The sequence below is a fragment of the Pseudomonas sp. M2 genome (assembly GCF_015751845.1).
GTDB lineage: Bacteria > Pseudomonadota > Gammaproteobacteria > Pseudomonadales > Pseudomonadaceae > Aquipseudomonas > Aquipseudomonas putida_E.
Genome location: NZ_JADOUD010000001.1, coordinates 202,280 through 215,890, shown reverse-complemented (window position 1 = coordinate 215,890; position 13,611 = coordinate 202,280). Strand labels below are relative to the sequence as shown.

Sequence of the window (13,611 nt, the reverse complement as noted above, 5' to 3'; positions counted from 1 at the left end):
CAATGGTTGCTGGTTTTTGTGCGGGGCGAAGCCATGAGAGACCTGTTGTTGATTGGTATCGGCCCGGGCGACCCGCGCCAGGTGACCTACGAGGCTGTCGAGGCGTTGCGTCGCGCCACCGTCTTCTTCGTACTGGACAAGGGTTCGGACAAAGACGAGCTGGTTAGCCTGCGCAAGGCCATTGTTGAACGCTACAGGCCGCAGGGCGGCTACCGCCTGGTACAGGTGGCGGACCCGCAACGCGATGCTGACGCGGCCGACTATGTGGCTGCGGTCCAGGACTGGCATCGCCAGCGCGCGGCGCTGTATGCCCGGCTGATAACCGATGAAATGTGCAGTGAGGATATCGGCGCCTTTTTGCTTTGGGGCGAGCCTGGCTTGTATGACAGCACCCTGCGCATTCTGCAGTTGGTTCGCGAGCGTGGTGTGGCACTGCGCCTGCAGGTCATCCCAGGCATCAGCAGTGTGCAGGCGCTGGCGGCGCGGCATCAGGTGCCGCTGAACCGTATAGGCGAGCCATTGGTGGTTTTACCGGGGCGGCGCCTGGCGCAACAGGGGCAGATTGACAACGTGGTGGTGATGCTCGACGGGCAATGCGCATTTGCCCAGGTCGACGACCCTGGGCTGCTTATCTACTGGGGGGCTTACCTGGGAACGGAGGACGAAGTGCTGATCGCCGGGCCTTTGCAGGCGGTGAAGGGGCGGATTCTGCAGGTGCGCGAGGAGGCGAGGGCGCGCAAGGGGTGGATCATGGATACCTACCTGCTGCGGCGCGAGTCATGGACTTGAGCCGGCCTCTTCACGGGTAAAACCGCGAAGAGGCGCCACCGATGTCACGGCGTACCCAAAATCCCCACCACTTTATCGCGCAACTGCTCGATGCTGAACGGCTTGCCAATCATGTGCATCCCTTCGGGCACATCGAGGCTTTCGGCGTAGCCGCTGGCAAACAGCACAGGCAGCGCTGGCCGAATGGCGCGGGCCTGTTTCGCCAGTTCTTCGCCGCGCATGTCCGGCAGGCCTACATCGGTCATCAGCAGGGCCAGCGCCTTGTCTGGGTCTTGAAGGATCTTTAGCGCGGCACTGGCGCAGTCCGCCTCGAGGGTCTCATAGCCCAGTTCGTCGAGCACATCGACCATCAACATACGGACGATGTCGTCATCTTCGACTACCAAGAGGTGCATTTTGTGATCCTGTACCAGAAGAATGTCTTTATTCTGTGCGCCGGCCAGCGTCAGAAGTTCCGTGAGGATACCGATCGTTGCGATTGGATGGAACGATTGCTGAAGGTAACCTTCAAATACTGGCTAAATGCCCTGTCGCGGCCAGCAAAGCTGGTTAGACTCGCTGTTAACCGGTGAGCGCGGCGGCATACAAGAACAGGCTTTATCCGCCACACCGTTCAATGGACTTTTTCGCTCGGGCGTTTTCAAATGATTCAAGCAGCCTCGATGGACCAGCAAAGCTTCCGCAAGCTGTTGAGCCGCAACATTGGCTTGCCCCTGGGGGTGGGCCTGCTCGGTGCCGTGGCTTTCGTCGCGGTGATCAACTACCTGCTGTCGGCCATGCAGTGGGTCGAGCACACCGATCGGGTGATCGGCAATGCCAACGAAGCGGTCAAGCTGTCGATCGACATGGAAACCGGCATGCGCGGGTTTCTGATCACCGGTGACGAGCGCTTCCTGGACCCTTACGAGGTCGCCAAACCGAAGATTCAGGGTAGCCTCAACAGCCTGCGCGGTATGGTCGAGGACAACCCTCAGCAGGTCGACCGCATCGACCGCTTGATCGCCCTGCAGCATGCCTGGAATGAGTTTGGCGGCGAGATGATCAACCAGCGCCGCGATGGCGGAGATTACCGACAGTCGGTCATTAACGGTCGCGGCAAACGCATCACCGACGAGATCCGCAAGGAATTCGACGACCTGATCGGCACTGAACAGCAGCTGCGCATGGCCCGCAACGAGAAGGTCAGCAACGTTACAGTGACCGCCATTTCAGCGTTCGTGCTGTTGATCGTTGGCCTGAGCGCCTTGTTGGCTTACCTGGGCCGCCGCGACCTGATGGCGCTGTCGACCAGCTACGATGACAACCTCAAGGCTCAGCAGCGCTCGGCCGAGCGCCTGGAACACCAGGCCTGGCTGCGCAACGGTCAGACCCAGCTGGCCGAGCAGGTGCTGGGGCAGCTGACCCTGCCGATGCTTGGCGAAAACATCCTGCGCTTCTTCGCCAGCTATCTGGGCAGCGTGGTCGGTGCGCTGTACGTGCGCGACGGCCATGGGCGCCTGGTGCGCGTCGCCAGCTATGGCCTGGACGCCGAGGAGCAGGGCCGCGAACAGGTGCTGGCCGCCCACGATGGCCTGCTGTCTCAGGCAGTGCGCGAAGGCCGCCTGCTGCGCCTGGATGACCTGCCCGAGGACTACTACCGCCTCAGTTCCGGCCTGGGGAGCGGCTTGCCGCGCAGTGCCTTGCTGATGCCGGCCATCGATGATGGCCAGATCAACGGTGTGATCGAACTGGGCTTCCTGCGCCCACTGCAGGAGCGGGACGATGAGCTGATGGAGCGGGTTGGTGGCAACCTCGGCATGTCAATCGAAAGCGCCCGTTACCGCCAGCGCCTCCAGGAAGTGCTGGCCGAGACTCAGCAGCTCAACGAAGAATTGCAGGTGCAGCAGGAAGAACTCAAGACTGCGAACGAGGAGCTTGAAGAGCAGTCCCGCGTGCTCAAGGAGTCCCAGGCCCACCTGGAGACCCAGCAAGCCGAGCTTGAGCAGACCAACGAGCAACTGTCCGAGCGTACCGATGCCCTGGACCGCAAGAACGACGAGCTGATGCAGGCCCAGCAAGAGTTGCAGGCCCGCGCCGATGAGCTGCAGCGTTCGAGCAAGTACAAGTCCGAGTTCCTCGCCAACATGTCCCACGAGTTGCGCACGCCGCTCAACAGCTCGCTGATCCTGGCCAAGCTGCTGGCGGAGAACGGCGAGGGCAACCTCAGCGCCGAACAGGTCAAGTTCGCCGAGTCCATCTATTCGGCCGGCAATGACCTGCTCAACCTGATCAACGACATTCTCGACATCGCCAAAGTCGAGGCCGGCAAGCTTGAAGTGCGCCCCGAGACCACTCAGCTGGAGCGCCTGGTCGAGGGCCTGCGCGGCATGTTCCTGCCGCTGGCCGAGCACAAGGGCCTGGCTTTCGAGGTCAACGTCGAGCCTCATGTACCGGTGACACTGTTCACCGACCGCCAGCGCCTGGAGCAGATACTCAAGAACCTGCTGTCCAATGCGATCAAGTTCACCGACCACGGCCAGGTCAGCCTGACCATCAGCCACCAGGCAGGCACCGGCATTGTCTTCGCCGTGCGCGATTCCGGCATCGGTATCGCCGCCGACCAGCAGCAGGCGATCTTCGGTGCCTTCCACCAAGTCGATGGCAGCAGCAACCGCCGATACGGCGGCACCGGGCTGGGCCTGTCGATTTCCCGCGACCTGGCGCATTTACTGGGTGGACAGATCAGCGTCGACAGCAACCCTGGCCAGGGTAGTGTGTTCAGCCTGACCATGCCGGAGCGCTACGAAGCCGAGGTCGAGGAGGTCGAGGCCCACAGCCTGCGCCCGGCAGTCGACACCTTGCCGCCGGCGCCCAAGGTCGCCACGGCAGCATCGCCGAAACTGCCTGCACCGACCTTCGCCGATGACCGCGAGCACGCCCCGTTCGGCAACCGCTGCATCCTGGTGATCGAGGACGAGCCGAACTTCGCCCGTATCCTCTTCGACCTGGCTCACGAACTGGGCTACAGCTGCCTGGTGGCCCAGGCCGCCGACGAGGGCTTCGCGCTGGCAGCCCAGTACATTCCCGATGCGATCCTGCTGGACATGCGCCTGCCCGACCACTCCGGCCTCACCGTGTTGCAGCGCCTGAAGGAGCTGGCCGCCACCCGGCATATCCCGGTGCACATCATATCGGTGGAAGACCGCGTCGAGGCGGCCATGCACATGGGGGCGGTGGGTTACGCGGTCAAACCGACCAGCCGCGAAGAGCTCAAAGAAGTGTTCGCTCGCCTGGAAGCCAAGCTGACACAGAAGCTCAAGCACATCCTGCTGGTGGAGGATGACGACCTGCAGCGTGAGAGCATCGCCCGCCTGATCGGCGACGACGATATCGAGATCACCGCCGTGGCCCTGGCCCAGGACGCCCTGGCGTTGCTGCGCGAGAACATCTACGACTGTATGATCATCGACCTCAAGCTGCCCGACATGCTCGGTAATGAGCTGCTCAAGCGCATGACGGCAGAAGATATCCGCTCCTTCCCACCGGTGATCGTCTATACCGGGCGCAACCTCACCCGTGAGGAAGAAGCCGAGCTGCTCAAGTATTCGCGCTCGATCATCATCAAGGGGGCCCGCTCGCCAGAGCGGTTGCTCGACGAAGTGACGTTGTTCCTGCACAAAGTCGAATCGCAGCTGTCCCATGAACGCCAGCGCATGCTCAAGACCGCGCGCAGCCGTGACAAGGTGTTCGAAGGCCGCAAGGTGCTGCTGGTGGACGACGATGTGCGTAACATCTTCGCCCTCACCAGTGCCCTGGAGCACAAGGGCGCCATCGTCGAGATCGGCCGCAACGGGCGTGAGGCCATCGAACGCCTGGAGCAGCATGACGATATCGACCTGGTGCTGATGGATGTGATGATGCCGGAAATGGACGGCTTCGAGGCTACCCGCCTGATCCGCCAGCAGCCGCGCTGGCGCAAGTTGCCGATCATCGCCGTGACCGCCAAGGCGATGAAGGATGACCAGCAGCGCTGCCTGCAGGCTGGCGCCAATGATTACCTGGCCAAACCGATCGACCTGGACCGCCTGTTCTCGTTGATCCGTGTGTGGCTGCCGCAACTGGAGCGAATTTGATTAGCGAGCGCAACACCGACATCGAGATCAGGCTGCTGATCGAGGCGATCTACCTCAAGTACAGCTACGATTTTCGCAACTACTCCGGCGCTTCGATCAAGCGCCGGATCCTCCATGCCCTGCGCCAGTTCGATTGCCTGACGGTGTCGGCCCTGCAGGAGCGGGTGCTGCACGACCCGGGCATGTTCATGCAGTTGCTGCAGTTCCTGACGATCCCGGTCAGCGAGATGTTCCGCGACCCTAGCCACTTCCTTGCCCTGCGCAACGAAGTGGTGCCGCTGTTGCGCACCTGGCCGTCGATCAAGATCTGGATCGCCGGCTGCAGCACCGGCGAGGAGGTGTACTCGATGGCCATCCTGCTGCGCGAGGAAGGGCTGCTCGAGCGCACCATCCTGTATGCCACCGATATCAACCCGCGTTCCCTGGACCGGGCCAAGCAGGGCATCTACTCGATGCAGAGCATGCGCGAGTACGAAGAAAACTACCGCCTGGCCGGCGGGCGGCGCGATTTTGCCGAGTACTTCACCAGCGCCTACGGTAACGCCATCATGGACAGCAGCCTGCGCGACAACGTGACCTTCGCCGACCATAGCCTGGCCACAGACAGTGTGTTCTCCGAAACCCAGCTGGTGTCCTGCCGCAATGTGCTGATCTACTTCAACAAGGAGCTGCAGGACCGCGCCCTGGGGCTGTTCCATGAGTCCTTGTGTCACCGTGGCTTTCTGGTGCTGGGCAGCAAGGAATCGGTGGATTTCTCCGCTTACAGCGACCGCTTCGAGCCGCTGGTCAAGCCCGAACGGATCTTCCGGAAATCATGAAGGGCGTGAGCGCGGTGGTGATCGGTGCCTCGGCGGGCGGCGTGCAGGCGCTGTTTCAGGTGCTCGGCGGCCTGCCGCCGGCATTCGTGACGCCTGTGCTGTGCGTGCTGCACCTGCCCGATGACCGCCACAGCCATCTGGCCGAAGTGCTGCAGCGGCGCCTGCACAGGCCGGTACGTGAGGCTCGGGACAAAGAGGTCATCGCCCCTGGCCAGATCTACGTGGCGACGCCTGGTTATCACCTGTCGGTCGAGCAGGATTTGAGCCTGTCGCTGAGCCAGGAGGAGCCGGTGCATTTCTCGCGCCCGGCCATTGACTTCCTGTTCATCTCGGCTGCCGATGCCTATGGCGCGGGCCTGCTGGGTGTATTGCTCACAGGCGCCAACGAGGACGGTGCCAAAGGCCTTGCCTACATCAAGAACAGCGGCGGCCGGACCGTGGTCCAGGACCCCCGCGACGCCCAGGTGGCGCTGATGCCGGAGGCCGCATTGGCGCTCCACCAGCCCGACCTTATTCTTTCTTTGAGCGGCATCGGGCAATTGCTCGCCAACCTGGAATCCAGCGCATGCTAAGCCACATCCCCGCCAAACTGCTGATCGTCGACGATCTGCCGGAAAACCTCCTGGCCCTGGACGCCCTGATTCAGGGCCAAGACCGTGAGGTGCACCAGGCCCAGTCTGCGGAAGCCGCCTTGTCGTTGCTGCTGGAGCACGAGTTTGCCCTGGCCATTCTCGACGTGCAGATGCCGGGCATGAACGGCTTTGAACTGGCCGAACTGATGCGCGGCACGGAAAAGACTCGCAATATCCCGATCGTCTTCGTCACCGCTGCCGGGCGCGAGATGAATTACGCCTTCAAGGGCTACGAAAGCGGCGCGGTGGACTTCCTGTACAAGCCGCTAGATACCCTGGCGGTGAAAAACAAGGTCACGGTGTTTGTCGACCTTTACCGCCAGCGCAAAGTGCTCGACAGGCAGTTGCAGGCCCTTGAGCGCAGCCGCCAGGAGCAGGAGCTGCTGCTGACGCAGTTGCAGGTGGCGCGCAGTGAGCTGGAGCATGCGGTACGCATGCGCGACGACTTCATGTCGATCGTAGCGCACGAGGTGCGCACGCCGCTCAATGGCCTTATCCTCGAGACCCAGCTGCGCAAGATGCACTTGGCCCGCGGCAGCCTGGAGGCGTTCAGCGCCGACAAGCTGCAGGCCATGGTCGAGCGCGACGAACGGCAGATCAATAGCCTGATCCGTCTGATCGAAGACATGCTCGATGTGTCGCGCATCCGCACCGGCAAGCTGTCGCTGCGGCCAAAGCTGTTCGACCTCGGCCAGCTGGTGCGTGGCCTGGTAGAAAACTTCACCGCCCAGGCCACCGCGCTGGGCACGCATATCGATCTGCAGCGCTGCGATGGCCTGCAGGGTGAGTGGGACGAATTCCGGATTGAACAAGTACTGGCCAACCTGTTGTCCAATGCCTTGCGTTATGGCGAACGCCAGCCGGTCGAGGTTCGGGTATTCGAGCAGGCGGGCATGGCCTGCGTGCAAGTGCAGGATCACGGCATTGGCATCAGTGGCGTGAACCAGCAACGGATCTTCCAGCAGTTCGAGCGCGTGGCCACTCAGCAGGCCAGCGCCGGGCTGGGGTTGGGGTTGTATATCTCGGAGCAGATCGTCCAGGCCCATGGCGGGCAGATCCAGGTGCAGAGCGAGGAAGGCAAGGGCGCCACCTTCAGCCTGCAATTGCCGCTGACGCGGCTGACCGAACAAAACGACCAGGTGCGGGCAACCTCTGCCTGAGCCTGGGGTCCGATGGCCAACTGTATGAATTTCAAGGCGCTGTTGTCATGAGTGAAGATGCACAAGATGTGGTTTTGGTGGTCGAGGATGAACCGGCAATCCGGATGATCCTGCGTGACTACCTGGCAGGCGAGGGCTATCACGTACTGGTGGCCGAGGACGGTGAACAGGCGTTCGCCATCCTGGCGAGCAAGCCGCACCTGGACCTGATGGTCACCGACTTCCGCTTGCCCGGCGGCATTTCCGGCGTCGAGATCGCCGAGCCTGCGGTGAAACTGCGACCGGACCTGAAGGTGATCTTCATCAGCGGCTACCCGGCGGAGATTCTCGAGTCGGGCAGCCCCATCGCCCGCAAGGCGCCGATCCTGGCCAAACCGTTTGACCTGGATACCTTGCACAAGCAGATCCAGGACCTGTTGCGCTGAGGCCGTGTACCGGGGCTGACCGCCCCGGCTATTGCCCCTGATGCAAGGCACAATCTCGTCATTGAGCCTTTTCACTGAAGCTCAACAGGCATATGGTGTACGCCGTCCATATTCCCTGGAGCTGTCATGTCCAATCTTTTCCCTTCCGTTCGCCCCCGCCGCCTGCGCCAGAACGAGTCGCTGCGCACGATTTTCCAGGAGACGGAATTCCGCCTCGAAGACCTGATCCTGCCGATCTTCGTCGAGGAAGGCATCGACGACTTCGTGCCGATCAGCAGCATGCCGGGGGTCAACCGTATTCCCGAAAAACTGCTGGCCCAGGAAATCGAACGCTACGCCCGCGCCGGCATCAAGTCGGTGATGACCTTCGGCGTTTCGCACAACCTCGATGCCACCGGTAGCGATACCTGGAACGAGAACGGCCTGGTGGCGCGCATGGCACGCATCTGCAAGGACAGCGTGCCGGAAATGGTGGTGATGTCCGACACCTGTTTCTGTGAGTACACCAGCCACGGCCATTGCGGCGTGCTGCACGACCATGGTGTGGACAACGACGCCACCCTGGCCAACCTGGGCAGGCAGGCGGTGGTCGCTGCCGCGGCCGGTGCCGATTTCATCGCACCGTCGGCGGCGATGGACGGTCAGGTTCAGGCCATCCGTGGTGCACTGGATGCCGCGGGCTTTCACGACACCGCGATCATGGCCTACTCCACCAAGTTCGCCTCGTCGCTCTATGGCCCGTTCCGTGAAGCCGGTGGCACCACGCTCAAGGGCGACCGCAAGAGCTACCAGATGAACCCGATGAACCGCCGCGAAGCGGTGCGCGAGTCGCTGCTCGACGAGCAGGAAGGCGCCGATGTGCTGATGGTCAAACCGGCGGGTGCCTACCTGGACGTAATCGCCGACATTCGCGCTGCGTCGCGTTTGCCGCTGGCGGCTTACCAGGTCAGCGGTGAGTACGCGATGATCAAGTTCGGCGGCCTGGCCGGCGCCATCGACGAAGGGCGAGTGGTGCGCGAGAGCATCGGCGCGATCAAGCGTGCCGGTGCCGACCTGATCCTGACCTACTTCGCCATGGACCTGGCCCGCGAAGGCATCTGAGGCCAATACACGCGAGAAATCGCTGAGTGTGGAATTATTTTGTGTCCCTGTGTATCTGATGCCAAAGAGCCTCAGTGACAGGGACACAGGGATGAAATCACGCAAGAAAACCGTCAAGCCGATCGGCTTGAAAGACATCACCATCGTCGACGACGCCAAGATGCGCAAGGCGATCACTGCCGCTGCACTGGGCAACGCCATGGAGTGGTTCGACTTCGGCGTTTACGGCTTTGTCGCTTACGCCCTGGGCAAGGTGTTTTTCCCCAACGCCGACCCCAGCGTACAGATGATCGCGGCCTTGGCCACCTTTTCGGTTCCGTTCCTGATTCGCCCGCTGGGCGGGCTGTTCTTCGGTGCCCTGGGCGACAAGTTCGGCCGACAGAAAATCCTCGCCGCGACCATTGTGATCATGTCGCTCAGTACCTTCGCCATCGGCTTGATACCGTCCTATGACTCCATCGGCATCTGGGCGCCGATCCTGCTGCTGCTGGCGAAAATGGCCCAGGGCTTCTCGGTGGGTGGTGAATACACCGGCGCCTCGATCTTCGTCGCCGAATACGCACCCGACCGCAAGCGCGGCTTCCTCGGCAGCTGGCTGGACTTTGGCTCGATTGCCGGCTTCGTCCTCGGTGCCGGCGTGGTAGTGCTGATTTCCACCTTCCTGGGCGAGGAAAAATTCCTTGAATGGGGCTGGCGCCTGCCGTTCTTCCTGGCCTTGCCGCTGGGCATCATCGGCCTCTACCTGCGCCATGCGCTGGAAGAGACCCCGGCGTTCCAGCAGCATGTCGAAAAACTTGAACAGGGCGACCGCGAAGGCCTGGCCTCGGGGCCCAAGGTGTCGTTCAAGGAAGTCGCCACTAAACATTGGCGCAGCCTGGTGACGTGCATTGGCGTGGTGATCGCCACCAACGTCACGTACTACATGCTGCTCACCTACATGCCCAGCTACCTGTCGCACAACCTGCACTACAGCGAAGACCACGGTGTGCTGATCATCATCGCGATCATGGTCGGCATGCTGTTCGTGCAGCCGATCATCGGCCTGCTGAGCGACAAGTGGGGCCGCCGCCCGTTCATCATTGTCGGCAGTGTCGGTCTGTTCGCCCTGGCCATCCCGGCCTTCATGCTGATCAACAGCGGTGTGCTCGGGGTGATCTTCGCCGGCTTGCTGATCATCGCCGTGTTGCTCAACTTCTTCATCGGCGTGATGGCTTCGACCCTCCCAGCGATGTTCCCCACCCACATTCGTTACAGCGCCCTGGCCAGCGCCTTCAACATTTCGGTGCTGATCGCCGGCCTGACCCCAACCCTGGCTGCCTGGCTGGTAGAGAGCACCGGCGACCTGTACATGCCGGCCTACTACCTGATGGTAGTTGCCGCCATCGGCCTGGTTACCGGCCTGACCATGAAAGAAACCGCCAACAAGCCACTGCGTGGCGCCGCCCCGGCGGCATCGGATATCGATGAAGCGCGTGAGCTGCTGCAGGAGCACCACGACAACATCGAGCAGAAGATCGAAGACATCGACGAACAGATTGCCGAGCTTGAGGCCAAGCGCAAGTCGCTGGTGCAGCAACACCCGCGCATCGAGTAAGGGAAGGGCCTGTTCACCCAGTCGATAAACTGTATGTCATCCGCCCGAGGCGGCTGGTCATGCCAATCATGCAGTGCCTATCACCGGGCAGAACATCAGGGTCGATGGCGGTATTACCCGCAGCATCTGATCAGGCACGGGCCAGCGTGGCTTTGAGTGTGCGCTCCACCACATCGACCAGGACCATGGTCTGGTGGTCCACTTCGATGTTGATCAGTTCACCGGCCTGGTAGTTGGCGAAAGTGGTCTGGCGCAGGGTTTCCGGGATCAGGTTGATGGTGACCAAGGTGTCGTCCACGTCGGCGACGGTCAGGCTGCAGCCGTTGACCCCGAGAAACCCGCGTGGGAACACGTATCTGGCCCACTGCGGCGGCATGCGGAAGGTGATGAAGGCGCCGGTTTCCTTGATCGACAGCTCGACGATCTCGGCGGTGGTGGCGACGTGGCCGGCCATCAGGTGGCCGCCGACTTCGGCGTTCATTTTCGCCGAGCGCTCGATGTTCACGCCTTGGCCTGCCTTGAAGCAGCGCAGGTTGGTGCGCTCCAGGGTGGCAGTCATGGCGTCGAACTTCACGTGGGTGCCGTCAATTTCGGTGACCGACAGGCAGGTGCCCTCGACACTCACGCTGGCGCCGATCTTCAGGTCGTCGAGCAGTTCCGGGGTAAGGTCGATGGTGAACTCGTTGTGGCCCGGGTAGGTGGTCACAGCAAGCAGGGGGCGGACGGCCTGGACGATGCCGGTGTACATGGAATTTGCTCCTGGGCGCGGTAAATGATGCCCGGAAACTATGCCCCTGGAGCTTTAAAAGCAAGCCGGGCGGACCGTGAGCGCCGGCAACCCGGCGCCCACAGGTGTAGCTGATACAGCCTCAGACGTGCCCACTGCTGTTGACGATTCTCAAGCACAAGGCTTCATACGGGTCCAGGTTGATCATCAGCCGCCCATCCTCGGTCAGGTCGCCTTCGACCGTCTCGTTGATCATGTCCACCACCGTCCCGGGCGTGAAGCCGGTCAGCAGCAGCTCTTCAGCGATCACCTCCTGCCCGAAGTTCAGCGCACTGATCTGGATGCCACGCCCGGCCGGCAGCTCGTGCACCATCACCAGCAACCCCGGGCTGCTGACCTCGGGCACCAGTACCTGGCGGCTGCTGGCAATACCGTAGGCCTGGCGCACGGCGAGCAGTTTTTTAACTTTGCTGGCGAACGAATCGCTGCTTTCCAGCTGCTGGTCGAGGCTGCCGTACAGTGCGCGTGCGCGCGGCATGCCACGCACCGATGCCTCGGCCTGCGCATCGAGCCCGGCCAGGTCGTAGCCGCCACGGTGGATCCAGCGGGTATCGCCATCGGCCATCTTTTGCGCCACCGCCTCGGCCGGCAGCGGCAGGGCGCCGACCAGGTCCCAGCCCGACAGTGCGACCACACCGGGCTGCATGGCGTTGTACATCACCAGCAACAGGTGCACCTTCTGGATCAGCTCGACATCCGCCGGGCCAATCTGGTCCAGGTCACGGATGCCCAGCGCCGCCGTGATCAGGCTGGCGGTGGTGCAGGAGATGCCGTTGGTGACAAAGCGCAAGTTGTAAGGGGCGTGTTCGCCCGAGAGGCGTTCGTAGATTTCCTCGCGGATATGTTCGCGCAGGATGTTGCCGGGCAGGGTCTGGCCCCGGTACAGGTACATGTCATGGGCGTGCAGGGTCCAGAAGTGCACCAGCTCGACGGTGAGTTCGTCGTGGTTCTGCAGGGCGTGAATCAACGACGCCGGGTCGATGCCGAAGCCGTGCATTTCCTTGAGCATCAGGCGCAGGAACTCGGTATCGCCGGTCAGCAGCGCATGCTGGTAAGCCGGGCGGGTGATGAAGTCATAGGACAGGTCGGCGCCGCCCTTGGACATCTGCGCGATGTCGTCCAGGGTCAGGTTCAGCTCCTGGAAGCTGAACCCGCCGGCCTTGCGGATCATGCCACCGATCAGTTGGTTACCGACGATCGACAGCGGGTGGCTTTCTGACCAGGCGGTACCACTGGCGCAGGTCTCGACCCCGAGAAAACCGTTGGCATCCAGGCGTAGGCCGCGCGCGCCCAGGCAATCCAGCGCGTGCAGGGCGTCGCCGATGATCATTTGCTGGGCGGCAAAGCTTGGGTCCAGCCAGTTCAGCGACGGCTGGCCATCCTTGAAGTAGTGCAGGTAGACCCAGCGCCGCGTCTTGCCATCGACACCGGTGATCGGTGGCGTTGCGCTCCAGTCGGTCTCCTTCACGCCAGGCTCGAAGAAGATCACCCGTTGCAGCTGGCCGACGATGTAGTGGTGTGCCTTGAGTTCGTCGCACTGTGCGGGCAGCAGGTTGACCGAGTCGCGGCCAGGGGGCACGTCTGGCAGCAGCGGCCAGTCTTCCTCGCGGATCTCGACCATGTGGTACAGCCCTGGATAGGCGCCGTGGGCCAGCTCGGCCAGGCGGAAATCGGCGCCCTTGCCGGTGTGCGAGGGGATCAGGTCATCGATGGTCACGGCATTGTGCGCCGCCGCCATGCGGCTCATCTGCACCAGCTCTTGTTCACTGCCGTAGAGCGGGTCGATGTCGAAGCTGATGCGGTCGAAGTTGCCGTCCACGCTGGGGGTGAAATCGCGCCCGCTGACACCGCCGGACTGTTTGATGGGGCCGGTATGAATGCCCTGCACGCCAATTTCCGACAGGCGCTTCCACAAGGCTTCGTGGCCCAGCGCGCCGAGCACCGAGCAGCCTTCAGGCGCGATGATCGCGTCGGGGTAGACGGTGAGCCATACCGACGCAATGTCGGTGGCGCGGCGTGGCTGCGTTTCGGCGTAGGGGTTCATCCACAGGCGCGATTGCCCGGAATACAGTCGGGCCCGCTCCTGCGAGGCCTTGAGCATGGAACGCTCTTCGAGCCATTTGACGTATGACGGGTCTGGTTGAGTCATTTCGCGTCCTCTCTGCGTGGCGGCACCGGCCAAGTTATGACGAC

11 protein-coding genes are annotated in these 13,611 nt (G+C 62.5%); 8 read left to right on the top strand and 3 right to left on the bottom strand.

Going from position 1 to position 13,611, the window contains the following annotated elements:
- Nucleotides 1-33: 33 nt before the first annotated feature.
- Nucleotides 34-789: a precorrin-6A synthase (deacetylating) gene (cobF, locus tag IWW33_RS01120; RefSeq protein ID WP_046785666.1), complete on the top strand. Its 756-nt coding sequence runs from the start codon at nucleotides 34-36 to the stop codon at nucleotides 787-789.
- A 44-nt stretch (nucleotides 790-833) separates the two neighbouring features.
- Here the strand turns inward: cobF and IWW33_RS01115 are convergent, their stop codons facing one another.
- The gene (locus tag IWW33_RS01115) at nucleotides 834-1,184 is read right to left on the bottom strand and encodes a response regulator (protein ID WP_115275172.1); all 351 of its coding nucleotides are present in this window, start codon (nucleotides 1,182-1,184) and stop codon (nucleotides 834-836) included.
- 249 nt (nucleotides 1,185-1,433) lie between these two features.
- Here IWW33_RS01115 and IWW33_RS01110 point away from each other — a divergent pair, with 249 nt between their 5' ends.
- The 7 genes from IWW33_RS01110 to proP all read left to right on the top strand — a co-directional run bounded on the left by IWW33_RS01110 (nucleotide 1,434) and on the right by proP (nucleotide 10,631).
- A complete protein-coding gene (locus IWW33_RS01110; RefSeq protein WP_174141404.1) occupies nucleotides 1,434-4,901 on the top strand; it encodes a response regulator in 3,468 nt (1,155 codons plus the stop codon).
- Nucleotides 4,898-5,719, top strand: a complete 822-nt coding sequence (locus IWW33_RS01105) for a protein-glutamate O-methyltransferase CheR (RefSeq protein WP_174141405.1) — start codon at nucleotides 4,898-4,900, stop codon at nucleotides 5,717-5,719. The genes IWW33_RS01110 and IWW33_RS01105 overlap by 4 nt, the downstream gene beginning before the upstream one ends.
- A complete protein-coding gene (locus IWW33_RS01100) occupies nucleotides 5,716-6,291 on the top strand; it encodes a chemotaxis protein CheB (protein WP_119688753.1) in 576 nt (191 codons plus the stop codon). The genes IWW33_RS01105 and IWW33_RS01100 overlap by 4 nt, the downstream gene beginning before the upstream one ends.
- Entirely contained in the window at nucleotides 6,285-7,511 is a 1,227-nt protein-coding gene (locus IWW33_RS01095) for a hybrid sensor histidine kinase/response regulator (protein ID WP_119688754.1), read from the top strand. The genes IWW33_RS01100 and IWW33_RS01095 overlap by 7 nt, the downstream gene beginning before the upstream one ends.
- 47 nt (nucleotides 7,512-7,558) lie before the next feature.
- A complete protein-coding gene (locus IWW33_RS01090) occupies nucleotides 7,559-7,936 on the top strand; it encodes a response regulator (RefSeq protein ID WP_012313999.1) in 378 nt (125 codons plus the stop codon).
- Between the two features lie 126 nt (nucleotides 7,937-8,062).
- Nucleotides 8,063-9,037: a porphobilinogen synthase gene (gene hemB / locus IWW33_RS01085; protein WP_046785599.1), complete on the top strand. Its 975-nt coding sequence runs from the start codon at nucleotides 8,063-8,065 to the stop codon at nucleotides 9,035-9,037.
- A gap of 91 nt (nucleotides 9,038-9,128) precedes the next feature.
- On the top strand, nucleotides 9,129-10,631 hold the full coding sequence (gene proP, locus IWW33_RS01080) for a glycine betaine/L-proline transporter ProP (protein ID WP_174141406.1): 1,503 nt from the start codon (nucleotides 9,129-9,131) through the stop codon (nucleotides 10,629-10,631).
- 130 nt (nucleotides 10,632-10,761) lie between these two features.
- On the opposite strand, the gene IWW33_RS01075 is transcribed toward proP, so the two are convergent.
- Entirely contained in the window at nucleotides 10,762-11,379 is a 618-nt protein-coding gene (locus IWW33_RS01075; RefSeq protein WP_046785597.1) for a riboflavin synthase, read from the bottom strand.
- Between the two features lie 121 nt (nucleotides 11,380-11,500).
- The gene (treS, locus tag IWW33_RS01070; protein WP_174141407.1) at nucleotides 11,501-13,567 is read right to left on the bottom strand and encodes a maltose alpha-D-glucosyltransferase; all 2,067 of its coding nucleotides are present in this window, start codon (nucleotides 13,565-13,567) and stop codon (nucleotides 11,501-11,503) included.
- Nucleotides 13,568-13,611 lie beyond the last annotated feature (44 nt).

Excerpts from the sequence above, each read along its gene's own strand:
- IWW33_RS01115 (WP_115275172.1), bottom strand. The coding sequence starts at position 1,184 with ATGCACCTCTTGGTAGTCGAAGATGACGACATCGTCCGTATGTTGATG.
- IWW33_RS01100 (WP_119688753.1), top strand. The coding sequence starts at position 5,716 with ATGAAGGGCGTGAGCGCGGTGGTGATCGGTGCCTCGGCGGGCGGCGTG.
- IWW33_RS01090 (WP_012313999.1), top strand. The coding sequence starts at position 7,559 with ATGAGTGAAGATGCACAAGATGTGGTTTTGGTGGTCGAGGATGAACCG.
- cobF (WP_046785666.1), top strand. The coding sequence starts at position 34 with ATGAGAGACCTGTTGTTGATTGGTATCGGCCCGGGCGACCCGCGCCAG.
- proP (WP_174141406.1), top strand. The coding sequence starts at position 9,129 with ATGAAATCACGCAAGAAAACCGTCAAGCCGATCGGCTTGAAAGACATC.
- hemB (WP_046785599.1), top strand. The coding sequence starts at position 8,063 with ATGTCCAATCTTTTCCCTTCCGTTCGCCCCCGCCGCCTGCGCCAGAAC.
- IWW33_RS01075 (WP_046785597.1), bottom strand. The coding sequence starts at position 11,379 with ATGTACACCGGCATCGTCCAGGCCGTCCGCCCCCTGCTTGCTGTGACC.
- treS (WP_174141407.1), bottom strand. The coding sequence starts at position 13,567 with ATGACTCAACCAGACCCGTCATACGTCAAATGGCTCGAAGAGCGTTCC.
- IWW33_RS01095 (WP_119688754.1), top strand. The coding sequence starts at position 6,285 with ATGCTAAGCCACATCCCCGCCAAACTGCTGATCGTCGACGATCTGCCG.
- IWW33_RS01110 (WP_174141404.1), top strand. The coding sequence starts at position 1,434 with ATGATTCAAGCAGCCTCGATGGACCAGCAAAGCTTCCGCAAGCTGTTG.